Source organism: Pseudomonas ficuserectae (assembly GCF_024584585.1).
Taxonomy (GTDB): Bacteria; Pseudomonadota; Gammaproteobacteria; order Pseudomonadales; family Pseudomonadaceae; genus Aquipseudomonas; species Aquipseudomonas amygdali.
Genome location: NZ_CP085684.1, coordinates 3,495,946 through 3,517,049, shown reverse-complemented (window position 1 = coordinate 3,517,049; position 21,104 = coordinate 3,495,946). Strand labels below are relative to the sequence as shown.

Genomic DNA, 21,104 nt, shown 5'->3' with positions numbered 1-21,104 from the left:
CGCGCAGCCATCCATGGCAGCGCCAGGCTCTTCAGGTGCATTCAGCCCGCATCATGCGGCGTTTGAGTCAGCAGGAATTTCCTGCTTGAGGCTGGCCATGTCGATGACGAAACGATATTTCACGTCGCCTTTGAGCATCCGCTCATAAGCCTCGTTGATGTCCTGCATGGCGATCATTTCAATGTCTGAAACGATGCCGTGTTCGGCGCAGAAATCCAGCATTTCCTGGGTTTCCTGAATGCCGCCGATCAACGAGCCTGCCAGACTGCGGCGTTTGAAGATCAAATTGAAGACTGCCGGAGACGGGTGCGGCTCTGCCGGTGCGCCGACCAGCGTCATGGTGCCGTCACGCTTGAGAAGGGACAGAAATGCATCCAGATCATGCGGTGCTGCGACTGTATTGAGGATGAAATCCAGGCTATTGGCCTGGGCTGCCATCTGTGCAGCATCTTTGGATACAACAACTTCGTCGGCACCCAGCCGCAAGCCATCTTCACGCTTGTCGGGCGATGTCGTGAACAGCACCACATGAGCGCCCATGGCGTGCGCGATCTTGACGCCCATGTGGCCGAGCCCTCCGAGCCCAACAATGCCCACTTTTTTGCCCGGGCCGACCTTCCAGTGGCGCAATGGCGAGTACGTGGTGATACCTGCGCACAACAGCGGCGCGACGGCGGCCAGATTGGCGTCGTGAGAGATGCGCAGGACGAACTTCTCCTTGACCACGATCTTGTCGGAGTAGCCGCCGAAGGTGTTCTCGCCGCCAAATACCGGGCCGTTGTAGGTACCTGTGAAGCCGCTCTCGCAATATTGCTCGTCACCCTCTGCGCAGGGTGTACATTGCTGGCAACTGTCTACCATGCAGCCGACACCCGCGAGGTCGCCGACCTTGAAATGTTTGACGTCTGCACCGACTGCCGTTACCCGGCCAACGATTTCGTGGCCCGGAACCGAAGGGTAGAGTGTGTTGTGCCACTCATTGCGTGCGGTATGCAGGTCCGAGTGACAAACGCCGCAGTAGAGAATGTCGATCTGAACGTCTTCGGCACCGGGTGAGCGGCGTTCGAACTGATACGGTTTGAGCACTTCCTGAGCAGACTGCGCTGCGTAACTGTAAGTCTTGACCATGACTGTCACCTGTTCAGTGGGGGAAGAATATGTAACGCCGCGAGCAAGCATAGCCGAGCCCTGCTCATTCACCTTGGCGGTCTCGCGACACACCTGAATCTGACCCGTATGGCAGCCGTGTAGTGCCCCACGTCACATGGATGTCATCTGACAGGCAAAGGGTCTGCCAAAAAGGTATGAACTTTGCAACAATGCAGCAGCACACTTGTTACCTTTGGTCATGGTTTTCACGGATGACCGTCGTCGGCTCATGCATCTGGTGTTTCCATGACAGTCTCACATCTGGCCACGGGTATATGCCCGAGCGTAGCGTTCAGTCCAGACACCACGTTGGCTGCCAACCATGACAGATTCGCCAGTCACGCGCCCATCGACGCACTTTTGAGCGCTGCACGGGAACAGATACCGGATATCGCCTGGGCGGCCTACGCTGCAGGCGAGCTGAAATGTCTGCTCGGGCAGGGCGACCCTGCAGTCGTCTGGCCTGCGCACATCGCTGCTGAAGACTTCGACACATACTGTGCTCAATTGCAGCTTCATTGCCGAGTCGCCGGGCAGGGCGAGGGCGTGTTGGGCTGGGTGCTGGCGCCAATGGCCGAAAAAGACCATCCCGCGCTGGCGGATCTCGCTGCCAGACTGGGTTCACTGTTGCAGACCGCTGCGTTGATCCGGGCGCAGAACACCCAGCGGGTTCTCTATGAAATCAGCCTGCTGGCCAGCTCCACGCTGGATCGCGGGGCTTTTCTGCAGGGTATTCATGAGCAGTTGAGTGCGCTGATCGATGCCGAGAACTTCTACGTCGCGCTGTATGACCAGCAAAGCCGCAAGATCACTTATCCGTATTACATCGACCGTTTCGATGACGAAGCGATGGGCCACGAGACGTTCGAATTCATCGACGCCGATCGAATGTCGCTCACCGGGTATGTCTTGAGCACCGGGCAACCCTTGTTTCTGGAAGCTGCCTGTATCGAGCGGGCAAAAGCCGAAGGTCGTTTTTTCTGGGTGGGGCGTCTGCCGGAGTTCTGGATGGGCGCGCCCCTGAAAAACGCCTCGGACGAAGTATTCGGCATGGTAGCGATGCAGGTCTATGACGTGTCCCGCGTCTACAGTGCTCAGGATCGCGCGTTGTTTTCCGTGGTGTCGCGGCATGTGGCGATGGCCTTGGACCGGCTGCTGCGCCGTACCGACCTGGAGCAGATTGTGGCACTGCGCACACAACAGCTTTCGGCAGCCAATGACGCCCTGCGCCAGGAAGTGCGCGACCGTGAACGCGCCGAGCACTTGCAGAGTGCTCTGTTCCAGATTGCCGAGCTTTCCAGCCAGCCGGGCGATATGAATGAGCTGTTTCGCAGCCTGCACATGATTGTCGGCGAGCTGCTGGTAGCACTCAATTTCTACATCGCCCTTTACGACAGCGCTACAGGCGAAGTGACCTTTCCTTATTACATCGACGAATTCCAGCCCACGCCGCCACGTTCACGGCGTGGGCAGCGCGGCTTTACCGAGTATGTGATAGGCCAGCGGCGACCGTGCCTGATCGATTACGACGATGCCCGCAGGCTGGAAAGCCTGGGCGAAATCGAGGTGCAAAAAAATACCGGTCGTTCTTCTTCCTGGCTGGGTATCCCGCTGTTCGATGGCGAGGAGGTGCGCGGCGTGCTGGTGGTGCAAAGCTATTCGAAGGATGTCAGCTATACCTTGCGTGATCAGGAACTGCTGACCTTTGTCTCTCGCCACATCGACACGGCACTGTCCCGGCGCAGCGCGGCAGAGGCGATCCACACCGCCAATGTGCTCCTCGAAGCCTGGGTTCGCGACCGGACCCGGGAGCTGGATCAGGCCAACGCCAGGTTGCAGCATGAAAACTCCCACGACTCGTTGACCGGACTGCCTAACCGCAGTCACTTGCAACATCGCCTGAAACAGGCGTGGCAGGACTTTTGCCTGAACGGCCAGCAGCTGATTGTCATGTTCATCGATCTGGATCGTTTCAAGATGATCAATGACAGCCTTGGCCACCACTGCGGCGATATCCTCCTGATGCAGGCCGCCGAGCGGCTGCGCAGTTGCATGCGTGAAGGGGATCTGCTGGCCAGGCTTGGTGGTGACGAATTTGCGGTGCTAAGCATCGATGCACCGTTACAGGCCGGTACGGATATAGCCCAGCGGATCCTGACCGCGTTCGAGCAACCGTTCGTGATTGACGATCACAGCGTCTTTTCTTCTTGCAGCATCGGCGTGGTGGGTGCTGACAGCCGCTTCCATCAGGAGCCGGCGGACCTCTTGCGTGATGCCGACACCGCCATGTACCGGGTCAAGAATGGTGGGCGTGACAGCTTCGCCGTGTTCAATCAGGCTCTGCGTCGGGAGGTGTCGGATCAGGTGGAGCAAGAGGGAGCCTTGCGCACGGCCCTGAAGCGTACTGATCAACTGATCCCCTATTTTCAGCCGGTCATCTGTGTCAGGACCGGAGAGTTACTGGCGTTCGAAGCGTTGATCCGCTGGCGCATGCCGGATGGACGAATCGTCGGGCCGGAAAGCTTTTTGCCTGCGCTGGAGGGTTTGCGCCTGATCGGCCGGCTGGATATCTACATGCTCAAATGCGTGGTGAACATCCTGGCGCAACCCGAGAACGGCCACTGGCCGCCAGTGCATGTGAACTGCTCCAGCTACAGCATCACCCGCCCGGCATTCGCTGCAGAAGTGCTGGCGATGCTTGCTGAACAGAATGTTGCGCCCTGGCGTCTGTGCCTGGAACTTACGGAGGGGGCATTGGTGGCCGACCCCGAGCAGGCACGCCTGTCAATGAAGCAACTGGCCGAGCAGGGCATGTCGGTCATGCTGGACGATTTTGGCGCGGGGTTTTCTTCGCTCAGCTATGTGCATCAGTACCATTTCAGCGGCTTGAAAATCGACAAATCGTTTATCTTCGGACTGGCCTCCAGCATACGCAGCCGAGCCATCGTGCGGGCCATCGTACGCATGGCCGAATCCCTTGATCTGAACGTCGTCGCTGAAGGGGTGGAAGATCTGGAAACACTTGAGCTGCTGCGCGAGATCGGTGCAACCCAGGCGCAGGGTTACTACTTCTCTGAGCCGTTGCCGATCGAGCTGTTGAACGTCAATACCGGTCGTGCGGCAGGCTGAAAGCAGCCTGTGTCGGCGAATGTTTGCCGCAAACGGCAGAATGTATGGGTTTTTTTGACAGTGCCGATCTTTAGCTTTTGAATTTAAGTTATAAAAATCAGTAATTTATGGGTTTACTGTGCACTTGGCACTGGACTTGCTGTTGAACCTGCGCAACAGGTTCATCAGGAGGTGAAAGATGATTATTGGCACGAGTGCGCTTGAGCAGCTTGTTTCCCGGGCTGTGGTTGGGCGCAAAACCGTAGATGAGGTGTCTCAGGACGCATTCAGCTCGGTTGCCGCCGCTGGCCTGACATCAGGTTCAGCACCGGTTACCACGCCGGTCAGCAATTCAACATCGCAAGACAGCAAGCAGGACAACAGCGGTTACAACGAATCCTTCGCGCGGATGATGATCAATCTCAAGTCTGCCGGTGATTCGTCACTGTCGGAAAAGACGGCTGATCGCGACAACGGTGTCATCGGTTCAGTGGCCAGCGCCACCAGCACCACTGACACTGCATCGACGGATTCGGTAGAACAGAAGTTCATGGACTCTCTGAAGCAGACAGCCGAAGAGAAAGTGCGCGAGAAGCTGACGGGCGTCACCCAGAAAGACTACGACGCCATGGCACCTCAGGACCAACTGGCCATTGACCAGAAAGTCCAGGACGCGCTCAAGGACAAGCAGAACAACGTTGCGGATGACATCAACACCCGCATCAGAGGTATCAAGGCCGGGATGGTGGCTTGACCAGGCAGTGGGTTCAGTTGCTTGTTCGGCGACTGTAATGGCTCTTTCGTGAGCAAGCTCACTCCCACAAATGGAATGCTTTCCAAATGGGAGTGAACCCTGAAACTTCTCCCGCTTGGAACGGGTTCGGAATGTGGGAGTGAGCTTGCTCACGAAGACTTTATTTCATGCGTTACATGTTGCGGATGCACCGCTGTTTTTGTTTCTCGTCGAAAACTGAATCACCCCAACTGATGCCGATACGGCAGATCCGGCCCGACCTTTGTGCAGGTCAGCGCGGCTGCGCCGACGGCAAAATTCAGCATCTCGTCCAGGGTTTCCCGTGACAGCGTCGACAAGCCTTGTGGCGTATCGAGCTGACGCTCGCTGAGGAAGGTCAGCAGCGCCGCCTGAAAAGTATCCCCGGCCCCGACGGTATCGGCGGTGACCACCGTTTTTGCCGGCACTGACCAAGTACCATGCTGCCGGGTAAAGACGCTGGCACCTTGCGTGCCGCGGGTGACGATGACCAGTTGCGTACGCTTGCCCAGCCATCCCTCGGCGATTTTTTGTGGATCGCTGTCCGGGTACAACAGGTGCAGATCTTCATCACTGACCTTGATCAGGTGCGCATGTTCGGCGAACGCTGCGATCTGGCTGCGCCAGCGCTGAATGTCCGGTGCCGGGTTGAGGCGCACGTTGGGGTCCAGTGAAATCAGGCGCGTCGCACTTTCGCGGGCGACCAGCGCCAGCAGTGTGTCGGCAATCGGCTGCACCACCAGCGAAAACGAGCCGACGTGAATGCCGCGTACCTGCGCATCGAGTTCCGACAGATGCTCAAGGCGCAACTGCCGGTCCGCGCAGCCGTCGCCGCGAAAGCTGTAAGTCGGCGAGCCGTCGCTGCCCACGGCGACCATGGCCAGTGTCGTGGGCGCGTCGAACTCAACCAGGTGATCGGTATTGACCGTTTCCTTTTCCAGCACGGCACGCAGACGGCGGCCCAGGTAATCGGTGGACAGCCCGGCAAAGAAGCCTGCCTCCACACCCAGGCGGCGCAGTCCGATCGCAACGTTGAATGGAGAGCCGCCGGCAATCGCATCAAACCCCAATCTGTTCAGGGAGCCGCTGTCATCAGCGCGGGTAAAAATATCGAACAGTGCTTCGCCACAAACCAGAAACATAAGTGCTCCATGAAAAAACGGTTCAAACCTTGCGCAGTTGCGCCTGATAACGCTGATAGACCTGCTGATAGGCGGCCACATTATGCACCACGGGGTGCGTCTCACTGCTTTGATCGAGACTTACACAGCGTTCGCACAGTTGCTGCAGGCCCTCAGCCTTGCCGTCGGAATGCGACCAGCACCATGCGGCCTGAACGGCCGCGCCCAGCGCGGCGGCTTCTGCGTGGTCGGTGCAGATCACCGGAGTATTCATGATGTCAGCTACGATCTGCCGCCATACCGCACTTTTGGAACCGCCGCCAATCAGGCGGATTTTCTCACTTTTGATACCACTGTCGCGCAGCAGGTCCAATCCGTAGCGAAGGCCGAAGGTGGTGCCTTCGACCACGGCGCGGGACAGGTTGGCCTGGGTCAGATTGGTACTGTCCAGCCCGACGATGCTGCCAGTGGCATCAGGAAGGGCGGGCACGCGTTCACCGTTCAGAAAAGGCAATATCAGCACGCCTTCGGCCCCTATCGGAGCCTCGGCGACGGTCTGGTTGAAACCAGCGATATCCAGAGCGAACAGCTCACGAATTGCCGTAGTCGCATTGGTCAGGTTCATGGTGCAGATCAATGGCAACCAGCCAGCGGAGGATGAGCAGAAGGTAGCGACCGACTCATGTTCGCTGACCCGCGCCTCATCAGCGTAGGCATAGACAGTGCCTGACGAGCCCAGGCTCATGGTGATCAGACCGGGCTGGATATTGCCCGTGCCAATGGCGCCCATCATGTTGTCGCCGCCACCACTGGACACCAGTGCGGCGGGGTTCAGGTCCAGCAGTCGGGCGATTTCAGGACGCAGCACGCCAACCGCTTCGTGTGCTTGCACCAATTGCGGCAGCGCCTCGCCCAGACGGCCGCTCGGGTCGATGTGCGCGAGCAGCGGCAGGTCCCATTCACGGGTGCGCACGTTGAAATAACCGGTGCCCGATGCATCTCCGAATTCAGTGCAGCAGCGGCCGGTCAGCCAATAGTTGAGGTAGTCGTGGGGCAGCAGCACCTTGTCTATACGCTCAAACAGCTGCGGGTACTGTTCCTTGGTCCACAGCAGTTTGGACACGGTATAGCCCGGCGCAATGACCAGACCAAGGCGTTGCAGGGAACCCTGCGCGCCGCCCAGGTAATCCAGCAAGCGCTGGTTTTCCGGGGCCGATTCAGTGTCGCACCACAGTTTGGCCGGGCGCAGCACCTCACCTTGAGCATCGAGTAGCACCAGACCATGTTGCTGGCCCGATACGCCGATGCCGCGAATCTGCTGCCCCGACACGCCAGACTGTGCCAAGGCATCGCGGGTGGCCTGTTGCAGCGCGTTCAGCCATTGCCCGACGTCCTGCTCGCGGCGGCCGTTATGGTCGCTGATCAGGCTATGCGAGGCCGAACCCTCGCCCAGCACAGTACCGCTTTCGGTATCGAGCACCAGCACCTTGGTGCCCTGGGTGCCGCAGTCAATTCCAAGAAACATGGGCGCACCTCAAAGGCGGTTGGCCAGAAGTTTTTTCAGCGTGCCACTGACGCCCAGCGTGCGCAGGTCATTGAGGTTCTGCTCGAACGCTGCGACAAACTCGGCTGATTTCGGAATGGCAACGCCAAATATTTCCTCAACCTGCAACAGCCGCTGGGTAATCAGCTCGTCGTCGGCCACCAGTGCCTGACAGAACTCGGCGCGCGGGTCGGGAATTTTGTAGGTCGTGCCGTTCTCGTCGACACCCTTCAGATACAGCGCCCACGCGGCAACGACCAGCGAGGCGCGCTCGAAATTGCCCTGATCGACGATCAGACGATTGATCGTCGGAATGGTGAATTTGGGGAATTTGGACGAACCGTCCGAACAAACCCGCTCCAGCTGATCGGCGATTGCCTGGTTGGAAAAGCGCTCGATCAGCGTGTCTTTATAGCCTTCTAGGTCGATGCCCGGCACCGACGCCAGCTGCGGCGTGACGTCCAGGTCCATGTAAGCACGGATGTAGCGCACGAACAGCGGGTCATTCATGGTTTCGTGGACAAAACGATAACCCTTGAGGAAGCCCAGATAGGTCAGGGCAAGGTGGCTGCCGTTGAGCAGCTTGATCTTCATTTCCTCATAGGGCGTTACATCATCGGTGAACTGCACGCCGACCTTTTCCCAGGCTGGGCGACCGTTGACGAACTTGTCTTCCAGCACCCATTGCACGAACGGTTCGCAGACCACCGGCCAGGCGTCGTCGATGTGCTTCTCGTCCGCCAGCTTCAGCCGGTGAGCAGCGCTGGTCATGGGGGTGATGCGGTCGACCATCGCGTTGGGGAAGCGGACGTTGTCTTTGATCCAGTCGTGCAGGTCGGCATCGCGCAAAGTGGCAAATGCCAGCAGCGCCTTGCGAGTGACTGCGCCATTGTGCGGCAGGTTATCGCAGGACATCAGGGTAAAGGCTGGCGTACCTTCGGAACGGCGGCGCGCCAGTGCAGCGCAGAGGAAACCGAATACCGTCTTTGGCTGGTCCGGGTTTGCCAGATCATGCTGGATCTGTGGCAGATGCGCCATGAACTGGCCATTGCTGTCGTCGATGCAATAGCCGCCTTCGGTGATGGTCAGCGAGACGATGCGGATGTCCGGGCTGGACAGCTTGTCGATCAACGCCTGAGTGCTGTCTTCGGCCAGCAGCATGCCGCTGATCGAGGCAATGACGCGGGTTTCGGTATCTGGCGTGTCGCCCAGTTCGTAGAGCGTGTACAGATAGTCCTGCTGCGCCAGTGCGTCACGTACGGCTTTGTCTTCAGGGCGCAGACCGACGCCGCATATACTCCATTCAGAGCCTTCGCCGCTGTTCATCAGTGCATCGGTGTAAAACGCCTGATGCGCCCGATGGAAGCCGCCAACGCCGATATGGGCAATGCCCTGGCGAGTGCTGTCGACGGTGTAGGCGGGCAGGGCAATGTCGGTGTCCAGTCGGGACAGATTGTTTTTGGTCAGTTTCATGAAGGGCTCTCCGGAACTCAGGCGGCGACAGTCTGCAAGGCTTTGGCAATCACCAGACCTTGAGCGTCGAACAGGTGGCATTGGGCACTGTCCAGGTGCAGGTTCAGCGTCTCGCCGTACTGGCTGGCCAGGTCGCCACGAATACGCATGGTCAGCGCCTCGCCCGAGCGGGTGCGCACATGGCAATAGGTATCGCTGCCGAGGCGTTCGCTGACATCGGCGATAACCTGCAACTGGCAATCGCTGTTCTGGGCAAGATTCAGGTGTTCCGGGCGAATGCCCAGCGTTACCGGTGCTCCGACACTCAACCCTGCGCCGTTGACCGGCAGGCTGATGCGGGTTCCGGCATCCAGTTCGACTTCACAGCTGGCGTTGTCCACTCGACTGATCTTGCCCTTGAGGAAGCCCATTTTCGGCGTGCCGAGAAAGCCTGCGACAAACAGATTGGCAGGGTGGTGATAAAGCTCCAGCGGCGAGCCGACCTGCTCGACCTTGCCGCCGTTGAGCACGACCACCTTGTCGGCCAGGGTCATTGCCTCAACCTGGTCGTGGGTCACATAGATCATCGTGGCTTGCAGCTCTTTGTGCAGGCGCGACAGCTCCAGGCGGGTTTGCACGCGCAACGCGGCGTCGAGGTTGGACAATGGTTCATCGAAGAGAAAAATCTTCGGATTGCGCACGATGGCCCGGCCAATCGCAACACGCTGTCGTTGTCCACCGGACAACTGCTTGGGTTTGCGTTCCAGCAACGGCCCGAGCTCCAGAATACGCGCGGCTTCATCGACCTTCTTCTTGATCTCGGCCTTGTCGCCACCCGCCAGGTCCAGCGCGAATGACAGGTTCTTGCCTACCGTCATGTGCGGGTAAAGCGCGTAGGTCTGGAACACCATCGCCAGATCGCGTTTGGCCGGCGTGACTTGGGTAATGTCGCGGCCATCGAGTTCGATGGTCCCCGAGGTGACTTCCTCAAGCCCGGCGATGAGCCGCAGCAGGGTGGATTTGCCACAGCCCGAAGGCCCGACAAAGACCACGAACTCGCGGTCATTCACGTCCAGATCGATACCCTTGATGATTTGATGACCATCAAAGCCTTTTTGCAGGTTGCGGATGCTCAGGTTAGCCATGTTGGATTCCTTCTTGTTCTTTGAGGCGGGCTATTTGACAGCGCCGAACGACAGGCCGCGAACCAGCTGTTTCTGACTGATCCAGCCGAAAATCAGGATGGGCGCACATGCCAGGGTCGAGACCGCCGACAGCTTGGCCCAGAACAGCCCTTCGGGGCTGGAGTAGGAGGCGATCAGTGCCGTCAACGGTGCCGCTGCGGACGAGGTCAGGTTCAGTGACCAGAACGCTTCGTTCCAGCACAGGATCAGCGATAGCAGTGCTGTAGAGGCCAGCCCGCCCTTGCAGATCGGCATCAGCACGCGAAAGATCTCCTGGCGGGTGCTGGCTCCGTCCAGCCGTGAGGCCTCAAGGATCTCACCGGGAATATCCTTGAAATAGGTGTAGATCATCCAGACCACGATCGGCAGGTTGATCAGCGTGTAGATGATGATCAGCGCCAGCCTGGAATCCAGCAGGCCAAAGGTCTTGGCCAGCAGGTAGATCGGCATCAGCACGCCCACTGGCGGCAGCATCTTGGTCGAGAGCATCCACAGCAGGGTGCTTTTGGTGCGTTTGGTTTCGAAGAACGCCATGGAATACGCCGCAGGAATGGCGATCAGCATGGCCAGGGCGGTGGCGCTGAAGGAAATCAGCACCGAGTTCCAGGCAAAGTGGAAGTAATCGCTGCGCTCCTGAATGTGCAGGTAGTTTTCCAGCGTTGGGGTAAAGAACAATTGCGGCGGCGTCGCAAATGCGTCGATCTCGGTCTTGAAGCTGGTCAGCACCATCCAGAAGATCGGGAAGAACACCAGCGCAGCGATCAGCCAGGACAGGCTCCCGAGTAGCAGGCTTTGCAGGCGGCGTGATTGTTTGAGGGTCATCATGGCAAGGTCCTCATGACTTGTCGGTGAGGTTTTTGCCGATCATCCGGATCAGGATGATCGCCGCGATGTTGGCGATTACTACGGCGATCAGTCCGCCCGCCGAGGCCATACCGACGTCGAACTGCAGCAGCGCCTGGATGTAGATCAGGTATGCCAGGTTGGTCGAGGCAAAACCGGGGCCGCCATTGGTGGTGGTGAATATTTCAGCGAACACCGAGAGCAGGAAGATCGTCTCGATCATGACCACCACGGCAATCGGACGTGCCAGGTGCGGCAGGGTCAGGTGCCAGAAGATCGCGATGGGGCCGGCTCCATCCAGACGCGCCGCCTCTTTCTGTTCCTGGTCCAGCGACTGCATGGCGGTCATCAGGATCAGAATCGCGAACGGCAGCCATTGCCAGGACACGATGATGATGATTGACAGCATCGGGTAATGGGCAAACCAGTCGATGGGCTGCGCACCGAAGAACTTCCACACCGCCGCGAGTACGCCGGACACCGGATGGAAGATCAGGTTTTTCCAGATCAGCGCGCTGACCGTGGGCATGATGAAGAAGGGCGAGATCAGCAGAACGCGGACGATGCCGCGGCCGAAAAACTCACTGGCTTCGAGCAGCGCCGAAATCAGCACGCCGAGGATTACACTGATCGCCAGCACGCTGCCGACCAGCAGCAAGGTGTTACCGGCACCGGGCAGAAAGCCGCTGTCGGTGACGAAATACTGGAAGTTCTCCAGCCCGACGAACTCGTTTTCGCCAGGTGACAGCAGGTTGTAGCGGATCAGCGAGAAATAAATGGTCATGCCCAGCGGCACGATCATCCACACCAGCAGAAGCGCCACTGAAGGACTGACCAGAAACCAGCCCGGCTTGAATCGACGGCTTTTGAGCGGTTGCTGTTCGCCGGACAGGTCCGTGCGTTCAGGGGAGGCTGAGGTATTCATGGGGAGCTCCGAACCGGATTGCACCAGAGTTGTTGCGCAGGTGAGCGGCAGGGTGAAAGCGTACGCCTTCACCCTGGTACAGTACGGTTACTCTTTCTTATCTTTCAGGTAACCCGCTCGTTTCATGTCACGTACAGTCGCTGTTTGCGCATTCTGCAAGGCTTGATCCACAGTGGACTGGCCTATGAGTGCTGCGGAGAACTGCTGACCGACGCTGGTCCCGATGGCCTGAAACTCAGGAATGGTGACCAGTTGAATACCTACGTAAGGCACTGTTTTGAGCGATGGCGATTTGGGATCGGCCTTCTTCAGCGACTCAAGCGTGATGTTGGCGAATGGTGCGGCTTTCTTGTACTCATCGGTGTAGGTCGAGGCACGGGTGCCTGGCGGCACGTTGGACACACCGTCGGTATCGGCAACCAGTTTGGCGTACTCTTTCGAGGTGGCCCACTGGGTGAACTCGGTAGCATCCTTGGTGTTCTTGGCGCTGGTCGGGATCGCAAGCGACCACGAATACAGCCACGACGAGCCCTTGTCGGTTACTTCATGCGGGGCGTAGGTGAAGCCGACGCTGTCGGCCACTTTGCTCTGCTTCTTGTCGGTCACGAACGAACCGGCAACGCTGGCGTCGACCCAGATGGCGCACTTGCCGCTATTGAACAGCGCAAGGTTTTCGTTGAAGCCATTGCTGGAGGCGCCCGGAGGGCCGGACTGCTTCATGGTGTTGACGTAGAAATTCAGCGCATTCTTCCACTCTGGCTGATCGAACTGTGGCGTCCACTGCTCATCGAACCAGCTTGCACCATAAGCGTTGGCCAGCGTGGTGATCAGCGCCATGTTTTCGCCCCAGCCAGCCTTGCCACGCAAGCAGATGCCGTACTGTTCCTTGGACTTGTCAGTCAGTTTGCCAGCGAATTCGGCAATCTGCGTCCAGGTAGGGCGCTCGGGCATGGTCAGGCCAGCGGCCTTGAACAGGTCGGTGCGGTAGTAAGTGATCGAAGCTTCAGCATAGAACGGCAGGGCGAACAGTTTGCCGTCCACCGAAAGGCCGTCACGCACGGAAGGGAACACATCGTCCAGCTCGTAACTGGCAGGCAGGTCTTTCATTTCCTGCAACCAGCCTTTCTGACCCCAGAGTGAGGCTTCGTACATGCCGATGGTCAGCACATCGAACTGGCCGCCCTTGGTGGCGATGTCGGTGGTCAGTCGTTGGCGCAGGACGTTCTCTTCCAGCACGACCCAGTTGAGCTTGATGTCGGGGTGCTTTTCTTCGAAGGTCTTGGAGAGGCGCTGCATGCGAATCATGTCACTGTTGTTGACCGTGGCGATGGTCACGGTCCCCGCTGTGGCACTGCCACTGAACACGAAACAGGTACTGAGGACGGAACTGGCGAGCAGAAGTTTTGCTGAGTTCTTCATTGATCACTCCTCTTCCACGCCCAGTGAGCAGTAGAAGGATGGTTATTGTTTTTTTCTCTTCCGGAGGTGAGGAAGATGTGGATTGATTACACCGGCGTTCGGTCGGAAAGACAAATCCTGCGCCGCACTCTGACTGATACTTTTTTGCACTGATGCACGAAAGGCCGATAGAGCCGAATCGCCCATAGGCTGGCTTCGCCGCAACTGCAGCGTAGACGATAGGCGCAAGGGCAGGGTGAATCAGTACAGGTTTTGTTCGGTCAGGCGCTGCACGGCCAGGCGGCGATAATGCGAGGGCGTCATGCCCTTGAGTTGCTGGAAGCGCCGATTGAAATTGGAGATATTGTTGAACCCGGATTCAAAGCACACATCAGTGACCGGTTTGTCGCCATCAGCCAGCAATTCGCACGACTTGCTGATGCGCAGTCGATTGACGAACTCTACAAAGCATCGCCCCGTGGCCTGCTTGAACACTCTGGAAAAATAGGTTGGCTTCATGCCCAGATACTCGGCCACTTCCTCCAGCGGCAGCTCCCGGCCATAGTGGGCAAAGATGTAATCCACCGCCCGGTTGGTGCGATCGACGCTGTGCTCGTCAGCCGTATGGGCGACCGCAGTGCCAGAGAGCAACTGATAGTCGTCGCTGGCCGCCAGCAACTCGAGAAGAATGAAGAAATGACCCAGGCGGGTGATGCCACGTGAGTCGGCAATCTTCTGCATCAGCTTCATGGCCTGACGAATCGTACGTTTGCAGCGAAATTCGATGCCGTAGCGGGCGCGTTCCAGTAATGGCGTCAGGGTTTTTAGTTCGGCAAACACCTGATTGCCACTTTCCAGCAGTTCATCGGTGAAGTTGACCAGCATGTCGCGTTTGGCCACAACTTCACCCTCATCGATCTGGCTGATCCAGTTATGCGGCAGGTTGGGGCCGGTCAGAAACAGGCTGGCAGGGTTGAAATTGCCGATGTAATCGCCGACAAATACCTTGCCTGAGCTGGCCACAATCAAATGCAGCTCGTATTCCTTGTGAAAGTGCCAGCGCACTAGCGGACAGGGGAATCCGTGCTCGCGATAAATGATCGACAGCCCGTTGTGGTCGTCCATCAATTCGTAGGAAGGGTCGGCGATTCTTGTTGTTTTACTCATGGCTATGTCGTGTTCAGCAGTTGCCAGAACGATAATGTGCCTGATTTTGAGCTTCAATGCCCGGTCGCTGACAAAAATCACCTACGATCAGGCGTCTCACATGATTTGCCACAGTGGAGTGGTTATCCGATGAAACAGATCCTGCTGATTGGCATGGGGGCCGGTGATCCCGAGCAGATTACCTTGCAGGCCATTGCTGCGTTGAACCGTGCCGACGTGATCTTCATCCTCGACAAGGGCTATGTCGACGATGAGCTGCTGCGCCTGCGCAAAGCGCTTTGCCAGCGGCATATCACTCATCAGGACTATCGTCTGGTACAGGTTCAGGACCCTCGGCGCGAAGGCGACCCTGATGCCTACGAGCGGGGTATCGAAAGTTGGCACGAGCAGCGCGCTGCATTGTTCGAACGGCTGTTGACCGATGAGCTTGGCGCAGATCAGGTTGGTGCATTTCTGGTCTGGGGCGATCCGTCACTGTACGACAGCACCATGCGCATCCTTGACCGCGTATTGGCGCGCGGCAGGGAAACATTCGAATATCAGGTGATTCCCGGCATCACCAGTATCCAGAGCCTGGTGGCGCAACACCGGATACCGCTCAATCGTATTGGTGAGTCGATTCACATCACCACAGGGCGACGCCTGGCGGCGGCAGCGCTTGAGCAACACAGCAATGTCGTGGTGATGCTGGATGCACAGTGCACATTCGAGCGTTACGTCGGGCAGGGGCTGGATATCTATTGGGGCGCTTATCTGGGCACCGCGGACGAGATACTGGTGTCTGGCAGGCTCGATGACGTGTGTGAGCAGATCAAGCTGTTGCGCGCCGAAGCGCGCGACCGCAGGGGGTGGATCATGGATACTTATCTGTTGCGCAAACCAGCTTAGACCGTATCTTCAGCCTTGTTACGGTTCTTGGCTTCGATCCACTGCGCCATGTACTTGGTGCTCTTGTGGTGATGATGGCGAAGCATGGCGCCGGTGAAGTTCGCCAGACGATGCTCGGGCAACTGTTTACGAAGGGTCTGAATGCGCTCGATCAGGCTCGCACAGTGTTGCCGATGCTGGTAACGCGCCTGCAGCAACGCCAGCCCGGCGTTCTGCGCCTCTAGCCAGCGGGTCTGGTCTTGATAGAGTCTGACCGCAGCATCAGCGATGTCTTTCGGGTTATCGGCGATGACGCCAGGCCACGGCAGCCCGCCGCTCATGGCTTCTGCACCGATCACAGTGGTGATTGACGGAGTGCCGCAGAGCATGGCATCCATCAATTTGCCCTTGATGCCGGCACCGAAACGCAACGGCGCAAGACAAATGCGTGCTGATGACATGACCTGCAACGCATCTTCAGCCCAGTGCTTCACATGAAACCCTTGAGCGGCATTGTGCAGCGCTGTTGCCTTGGGTGGCGTGTAGGCACCGTAAATATGCAGCTGCGCTTCAGGCAATTGCTGACGGATCAGCGGCCAGATTGCGGTTTTCATCCATAGCACCGCATCCCAGTTGGGGGCGTGACGGAAATTACCGATGCTGAGGAAGTGCGCGCGCTCTGCAAAAGGCCGAACGCTGTCGGGAACGCCGTCAATCATTAGCGGACACCAGTGCAGCAGCGAGGCGGGCAGCCCAAAGGAACCGGTCAGTAATGCCATTTCAACGTCGGATGTCATCAGGTTCAGGTCGCAGCGATACAACGATGCGACCTCGCGCTGCGCCAGCTCGCTGGAGGCGATCTGCTTGAAAAGCCCCGGCGTTGAAGTGTCGCAAATATCGCTCGGATCACCCGCGGAATCGCTGTTCAGCAAGTCCTTCAACATCTGATGGCGTGCATGGCGCAGGCTTTGAAAATCCGACGTTTCCAGAATGCGCAGGGCGTCGGGGCATTGTTGCTCGACGCGCCAGCCGAACTGCTCTTCGATCATGAACTGATCAAAAACAACGATATCGGGCTGCAATTTGCTGACAAACAGGTCAAAACTGCTGTCATTGAGCGCGATTCGTACTTCCTCGATGCCCAGGCTGACCAGATCGGCCCTATGTTCACCTTCAGTGGCAGGGCTGGCAAAGGTAATCTGCCAGTTCTGTTCGAGAAAGCATTGGATCAGTTGCATCATGTGCCCGCTGGCAGCCGAAGAGCGTGGCTCGGGCCATACGTAGCCGATGATCAATACACGTGTACTGGCGTGCGTGTCGGTGTGACTGAAAGCAGCTTTGATGTCAGTCAAGGATGCTTTTTACCTTGTCGCGCAACTGGTCGATCGAAAAAGGCTTGCCGATCGAATGCATGCCTGGCGGCACATCGATGTTCTCGGAGTAACCGCTGGCGAACAGTACCGGCAATTGAGGCCGCAGTTCGATGACCTTTTTAGCCAACGCGGTGCCCTTCATGTCGGGCAACCCCTGATCAGTCATCAGCAGGTCGATGTGCCTGGTATCGTCGACAACGAAAGTCAGGGCTGAAGTGGCGTCCTCGGCTTCCAGTACCTTGTATTCCAGCTCTTCGAGCACGTCGACAATCAGCATGCGCACAATGGCGTCGTCTTCGACCACGAGAATGGTGCGGGCTGTGTCCGGCATTGTTGACTCCTTAAACCTGAAAAATGGTGATAGCGCAGACAGCATGGAATGCCATGCTTCCTTTTCCGGCAGCTCAGCGTAACCGAGCGCGGTCCTGTCCACTGTTGATACTGTCCCTGTATCAGTAAATAAAAACCGGGTGGAAGTTCAATCGGCGCACAAATACGGTGAATTGTGAGGGTGATTGATGGCTTTACGTCATGAACGCGATATGTGCGTGAGCTTATCACCGATTTATGTGTGAAATTTCAATCCTCTATGTCAGAAATAAGAGTGTTTTTCGTGGGTTTACGGCAAACTCTACGGTTTTGATCCACTCGTCAGGGATATTTCATGAATCGGACGTCTGTTGTCGATGAGCAACGCTTTCGAAAACTGCTGGGGCGTAACGTCGGCTTGCCATTGGGTGTGGGGGTACTGAGCGCCGTTTTCTTCATTTTGCTGATCAGTTATCTGCTCACGGCCATACAGTGGGTCGAGCACACTGACCGGGTGATCAATAACACCAACCGTTCGATGAAACTGTCGATAGACATGGAAACCGGCATGCGCGGTTTTCTGCTGACCGGCGATCAACACTTTCTCGACCCCTATGAAATCGCCAAACCGTTGCTGGTTGCCGAGCTGGAGGGACTCAAGAGTCTGGTCGAAGACAACCCGACGCAACAGGACCGGTTCAGGCGTCTGTCCACGATGCAGCAGGAGTGGAATGCGTTTGCTCAGGAGATGATCAATCTGCGGCGCAACAACGGCGACTATCAAACTGCTGTGCTGGCCGGACGTGGCAAGCGAATTACTGATCAGATCCGCACCGAGTACGATCAGGCTGTCGAAATGGAACAGCAACTTCGGTTGACCCGCAACGCAGAGGTCACGCGCAGTACCATTCTTTCCGTCTGCCTTTATCTGATATTCGTGGTGATTGTCAGCGCTATCCTGGCGTATATCGGACGACGTGATTTGCTGTCGCTTTCGGCCACCTACAGCGAAAACCTCAGGCTGCAGGAAATCAATGCCGAGCGTCTGCAAAAAGTCGCCTGGTTGCGCAACGGTCAGAGCGAACTGGCCGAACAGGTACTGGGTCAGTTGACACTCAATATGCTGGGTCGAAACATCCTTCAGTTTCTGACTCAGTATCTGGGCGCGTCGGTGGCGGCGGTCTACATTCGCCAGGATCACGGCGGCTTGACGCGTGCTGCTTCCTACGGTTTTTCTCGCGAACAGGAGCAGCAGGAGCAGACCATTCATAGCGATGAAGGCATTGTGGGGCAGGCCGCACAACAGGACCGGATCATCACGCTGGATGAACTGCCCGAAAATTACTTCAAAGTGGCTTCCGGTTTGGGTGAAGGCTCGCCGCGCAGCATAGTGGCACTGCCTACCAGCAATGACGATCAGGTCAACGGGGTGATCGAGTTGGGCTTTCTGCGCCCGCTTACCGAGCAGGATCTAGAGTTTCTTGAGCTGATCGCGGACAACATTGGCACTTCGATTGAAGCGGCCCGTTATCGCCAGCGTCTGCAAGAGGTGCTGGCCGAGACCCAGCAACTCAACGAAGAATTGCAGGTGCAGCAGGAAGAATTACGCACGGCCAACGAAGAGCTGGAAGAGCAGTCGCGTATTCTCAAGGAGTCTCAGGCACACCTGGAAACTCAGCAGGCCGAGCTGGAACAGACCAACGAGCAGCTGGCCGATCAGAGTCAGGCACTGGCCGATCAGCGTGATGCGCTGGACCGCAACAACGAGGAACTGAGCATCGCTCAGGCCGAGTTGCAGGCGCGTGCGGACGAGCTGCAGCGCGCCAGCAAGTACAAGTCCGAGTTCCTTGCCAACATGTCCCATGAGCTGCGCACGCCGCTCAACAGTTCGTTGATCCTGGCCAAGCTGCTGGCCGAAAATCCGGGCGAAAATCTGACCGCCGAACAGGTCAAGTTTGCCGAGTCGATCTATTCGGCGGGTAATGACCTGTTGAACCTGATCAACGACATTCTGGATATTTCCAAGGTTGAAGCCGGCAAGCTCGAAATGCGCCCGGAAAACAGCAGCGTATCTCGTCTTGTCGAAGGCCTGCGCAGCATGTTCCAGCCGCTTGCCGCCGAGAAAAAGCTGGCGTTCACGGTCGACATACAGGCAGGCGCGCCGACCATGCTGTTCACGGACCGCCAGCGTCTTGAACAGATCCTCAAGAACCTGCTGTCCAACGCGATCAAATTCACCGAAGCGGGCGCCGTCAGCATGGTCGTTTCGCGCCAGCCGGGTGCAGGCATCGTGTTTATCGTGCGCGACTCGGGCATCGGCATCGCCGAGGAGCATCAGCAGGGTATATTCGAGGCATTCCGTCAGGCAGATGGCACCACCAACCGGCGTTATGGCGGTACCGGGCTGGGGTTGTCGATCTCCCGCGATCTGGCGGCATTGCTGGGCGGCTCCATCAGTGTGACCAGCGCGCCAGGGCAGGGCAGTATTTTCAGCCTGGTGTTGCCGGAAAGCTATGTCGAGCAAGGCCCTCAAGAGCCAGGCAATGAGTCTGCGGTCATGCTTGCGCCTCCCGCGCCATCGTTGCCGGTTCCTGCCGCGCCGGTCATCCAGCAGTCGGCCCCGGTGCCGGTGGAAACACCTGTAGCCGTGTTTGCCGATGATCGTGACAAGGCACCGTTTCAGCGGCGCTGCATTCTGGTCATCGAAGATGAAGTGCGCTTCGCTCAGATCCTCTTCGATCTGGCCCATGAGCTGGGCTATGACTGTCTGGTCGCGCATGCTGCGGATGAAGGGTTCAACCTGGCGTCACGCTACACGCCGGACGCGATCCTGCTGGACATGCGCCTGCCGGATCACTCGGGCCTGACCGTGCTCCAGCGTCTCAAGGAGCTGGCACCTACCCGACACATTCCGGTGCATGTAATTTCGGTCGAGGATCGCCAGGAAGCTGCGCTGCACATGGGCGCCATTGGCTACGCCGTCAAGCCGACCACCCGCGAAGAGCTCAAGGATGTATTCGCCAAGCTGGAGGCCAAACTGACCCAGAAGGTCAAACGCATCCTGCTGGTCGAAGACGATGCGCTGCAACGTGACAGCATTGCTCGCCTTATCGGCGACGATGATATTGAAATCACTGCGGTGGGTTTTGCCCAGGAGGCATTGGACCTGCTGCGCGAGAATGTCTACGACTGCATGATCATCGACTTGAAACTGCCGGACATGCTCGGCAATGAGCTGCTCAAGCGCATGTCCACGGAAGACATCTGCGCCTTTCCGCCGGTGATTGTCTATACCGGGCGCAACATGACCCGTGATGAAGAAGCCGAGCTGATGAAATATTCGCGCTCTATCATCATCAAGGGCGCACGCTCGCCTGAACGCCTGCTGGACGAGGTCACGCTGTTCCTGCACAAGGTCGAGTCGCAACTGTCCAACGAGCGACAAAAGATGCTCAAGACCGCGCGCAGCCGTGACAAGGTCTTTGAAGCGCGCAAGATCCTTGTGGTCGATGACGACGTGCGTAACATCTTCGCCCTGACCAGCGCCCTGGAGCACAAGGGGGCAGTGGTGGAAATTGCCCGCAATGGTCTTGAAGCGATTGCAAAGCTCAATGAGGTCGAAGACATCGATCTGGTCCTGATGGACGTGATGATGCCTGAAATGGACGGTTACGAAGCGACCATCGAGATCCGCAAAGACCCGCGCTGGCGCAAGCTGCCGATCATCGCCGTTACTGCCAAGGCCATGAAAGATGATCAGGAGCGTTGTCTGCAGGCAGGTTCCAACGATTACCTGGCCAAGCCCATTGACCTGGATCGACTGTTTTCACTGATTCGCGTCTGGCTGCCGAAGATGGAGCGCATTTGAATGAGGGCTCAGTGGCCGTGCTTTC

The 21,104-nt window shown here is 57.8% G+C and carries 15 protein-coding genes; 4 read left to right on the top strand and 11 right to left on the bottom strand.

From position 1 onward, the window contains the following. Window positions 1-51: 51 nt before the first annotated feature. Window positions 52-1,128 carry an NAD(P)-dependent alcohol dehydrogenase gene (locus LJU29_RS15400; protein ID WP_005743562.1) on the bottom strand — a complete coding sequence of 359 codons (1,077 nt, stop codon included), beginning with the start codon at window positions 1,126-1,128 and terminating at the stop codon, window positions 52-54. Between the two features lie 267 nt (window positions 1,129-1,395). Between LJU29_RS15400 and LJU29_RS15395 the strand changes: the two genes are divergently transcribed. Together LJU29_RS15395 and LJU29_RS15390 are read left to right on the top strand one after the other, a co-directional pair. Continuing rightward, on the top strand, window positions 1,396-4,278 hold the full coding sequence (locus LJU29_RS15395; RefSeq protein WP_257110893.1) for a bifunctional diguanylate cyclase/phosphodiesterase: 2,883 nt from the start codon (window positions 1,396-1,398) through the stop codon (window positions 4,276-4,278). Between the two features lie 178 nt (window positions 4,279-4,456). After that, complete coding sequence (locus LJU29_RS15390; RefSeq protein WP_005757228.1) at window positions 4,457-5,011, top strand: hypothetical protein; 555 nt, start codon at window positions 4,457-4,459, stop codon at window positions 5,009-5,011. A gap of 221 nt (window positions 5,012-5,232) precedes the next feature. Here LJU29_RS15390 and LJU29_RS15385 read toward each other — a convergent pair whose 3' ends face one another. The 8 genes from LJU29_RS15385 to LJU29_RS15350 all read right to left on the bottom strand — a co-directional run bounded on the left by LJU29_RS15385 (window position 5,233) and on the right by LJU29_RS15350 (window position 14,662). Continuing rightward, window positions 5,233-6,171, bottom strand: coding sequence for a carbohydrate kinase family protein (locus LJU29_RS15385; RefSeq protein ID WP_054098409.1), 939 nt, complete (start codon window positions 6,169-6,171; stop codon window positions 5,233-5,235). A gap of 22 nt (window positions 6,172-6,193) precedes the next feature. Continuing rightward, on the bottom strand, window positions 6,194-7,675 hold the full coding sequence (xylB, locus tag LJU29_RS15380; protein WP_257110892.1) for a xylulokinase: 1,482 nt from the start codon (window positions 7,673-7,675) through the stop codon (window positions 6,194-6,196). 9 nt (window positions 7,676-7,684) lie between these two features. Then, window positions 7,685-9,166, bottom strand: coding sequence for a mannitol dehydrogenase family protein (locus LJU29_RS15375; protein ID WP_054994950.1), 1,482 nt, complete (start codon window positions 9,164-9,166; stop codon window positions 7,685-7,687). Window positions 9,167-9,183: 17 nt separating this feature from the next. After that, window positions 9,184-10,290, bottom strand: coding sequence for an ABC transporter ATP-binding protein (locus LJU29_RS15370; protein ID WP_219171544.1), 1,107 nt, complete (start codon window positions 10,288-10,290; stop codon window positions 9,184-9,186). Window positions 10,291-10,320: 30 nt separating this feature from the next. Next, window positions 10,321-11,154 (bottom strand): carbohydrate ABC transporter permease, encoded by an 834-nt coding sequence (locus LJU29_RS15365; protein ID WP_002553633.1) that lies wholly within the window; start codon window positions 11,152-11,154, stop codon window positions 10,321-10,323. 10 nt (window positions 11,155-11,164) lie between these two features. Continuing rightward, window positions 11,165-12,097 (bottom strand): carbohydrate ABC transporter permease, encoded by a 933-nt coding sequence (locus tag LJU29_RS15360; protein ID WP_002553634.1) that lies wholly within the window; start codon window positions 12,095-12,097, stop codon window positions 11,165-11,167. 87 nt (window positions 12,098-12,184) lie between these two features. After that, window positions 12,185-13,516 (bottom strand): ABC transporter substrate-binding protein, encoded by a 1,332-nt coding sequence (locus LJU29_RS15355; RefSeq protein ID WP_257110891.1) that lies wholly within the window; start codon window positions 13,514-13,516, stop codon window positions 12,185-12,187. A 240-nt stretch (window positions 13,517-13,756) separates the two neighbouring features. After that, a complete protein-coding gene (locus tag LJU29_RS15350; protein WP_002553636.1) occupies window positions 13,757-14,662 on the bottom strand; it encodes an AraC family transcriptional regulator in 906 nt (301 codons plus the stop codon). 129 nt (window positions 14,663-14,791) lie between these two features. On the opposite strand from LJU29_RS15350, the gene cobF reads away from it, so the two are divergent. Then, window positions 14,792-15,550, top strand: coding sequence for a precorrin-6A synthase (deacetylating) (gene cobF / locus LJU29_RS15345; RefSeq protein WP_257110890.1), 759 nt, complete (start codon window positions 14,792-14,794; stop codon window positions 15,548-15,550). On the opposite strand, the gene LJU29_RS15340 is transcribed toward cobF, so the two are convergent. Further along, window positions 15,547-16,881: a glycosyltransferase gene (locus LJU29_RS15340; RefSeq protein ID WP_257110889.1), complete on the bottom strand. Its 1,335-nt coding sequence runs from the start codon at window positions 16,879-16,881 to the stop codon at window positions 15,547-15,549. The two genes, cobF and LJU29_RS15340, sit on opposite strands and share 4 nt — an antisense overlap. Continuing rightward, window positions 16,874-17,233, bottom strand: coding sequence for a response regulator (locus tag LJU29_RS15335; protein WP_002553639.1), 360 nt, complete (start codon window positions 17,231-17,233; stop codon window positions 16,874-16,876). The genes LJU29_RS15340 and LJU29_RS15335 overlap by 8 nt, the downstream gene beginning before the upstream one ends. A 333-nt stretch (window positions 17,234-17,566) precedes the next feature. Here LJU29_RS15335 and LJU29_RS15330 point away from each other — a divergent pair, with 333 nt between their 5' ends. Further along, window positions 17,567-21,079: a response regulator gene (locus tag LJU29_RS15330; protein ID WP_010202746.1), complete on the top strand. Its 3,513-nt coding sequence runs from the start codon at window positions 17,567-17,569 to the stop codon at window positions 21,077-21,079. Window positions 21,080-21,104: the final 25 nt, after the last annotated feature.

Bases quoted from the DNA above. Each gene is read 5' to 3' on its own strand.
- LJU29_RS15400 (WP_005743562.1), bottom strand. From the start codon at position 1,128: ATGGTCAAGACTTACAGTTACGCAGCGCAGTCTGCTCAGGAAGTGCTC.
- LJU29_RS15395 (WP_257110893.1), top strand. From the start codon at position 1,396: ATGACAGTCTCACATCTGGCCACGGGTATATGCCCGAGCGTAGCGTTC.
- LJU29_RS15390 (WP_005757228.1), top strand. From the start codon at position 4,457: ATGATTATTGGCACGAGTGCGCTTGAGCAGCTTGTTTCCCGGGCTGTG.
- LJU29_RS15385 (WP_054098409.1), bottom strand. From the start codon at position 6,171: ATGTTTCTGGTTTGTGGCGAAGCACTGTTCGATATTTTTACCCGCGCT.
- xylB (WP_257110892.1), bottom strand. From the start codon at position 7,675: ATGTTTCTTGGAATTGACTGCGGCACCCAGGGCACCAAGGTGCTGGTG.
- LJU29_RS15375 (WP_054994950.1), bottom strand. From the start codon at position 9,166: ATGAAACTGACCAAAAACAATCTGTCCCGACTGGACACCGACATTGCC.
- LJU29_RS15370 (WP_219171544.1), bottom strand. From the start codon at position 10,290: ATGGCTAACCTGAGCATCCGCAACCTGCAAAAAGGCTTTGATGGTCAT.
- LJU29_RS15365 (WP_002553633.1), bottom strand. From the start codon at position 11,154: ATGATGACCCTCAAACAATCACGCCGCCTGCAAAGCCTGCTACTCGGG.
- LJU29_RS15360 (WP_002553634.1), bottom strand. From the start codon at position 12,097: ATGAATACCTCAGCCTCCCCTGAACGCACGGACCTGTCCGGCGAACAG.
- LJU29_RS15355 (WP_257110891.1), bottom strand. From the start codon at position 13,516: ATGAAGAACTCAGCAAAACTTCTGCTCGCCAGTTCCGTCCTCAGTACC.
- LJU29_RS15350 (WP_002553636.1), bottom strand. From the start codon at position 14,662: ATGAGTAAAACAACAAGAATCGCCGACCCTTCCTACGAATTGATGGAC.
- cobF (WP_257110890.1), top strand. From the start codon at position 14,792: ATGAAACAGATCCTGCTGATTGGCATGGGGGCCGGTGATCCCGAGCAG.
- LJU29_RS15335 (WP_002553639.1), bottom strand. From the start codon at position 17,233: ATGCCGGACACAGCCCGCACCATTCTCGTGGTCGAAGACGACGCCATT.
- LJU29_RS15330 (WP_010202746.1), top strand. From the start codon at position 17,567: ATGAATCGGACGTCTGTTGTCGATGAGCAACGCTTTCGAAAACTGCTG.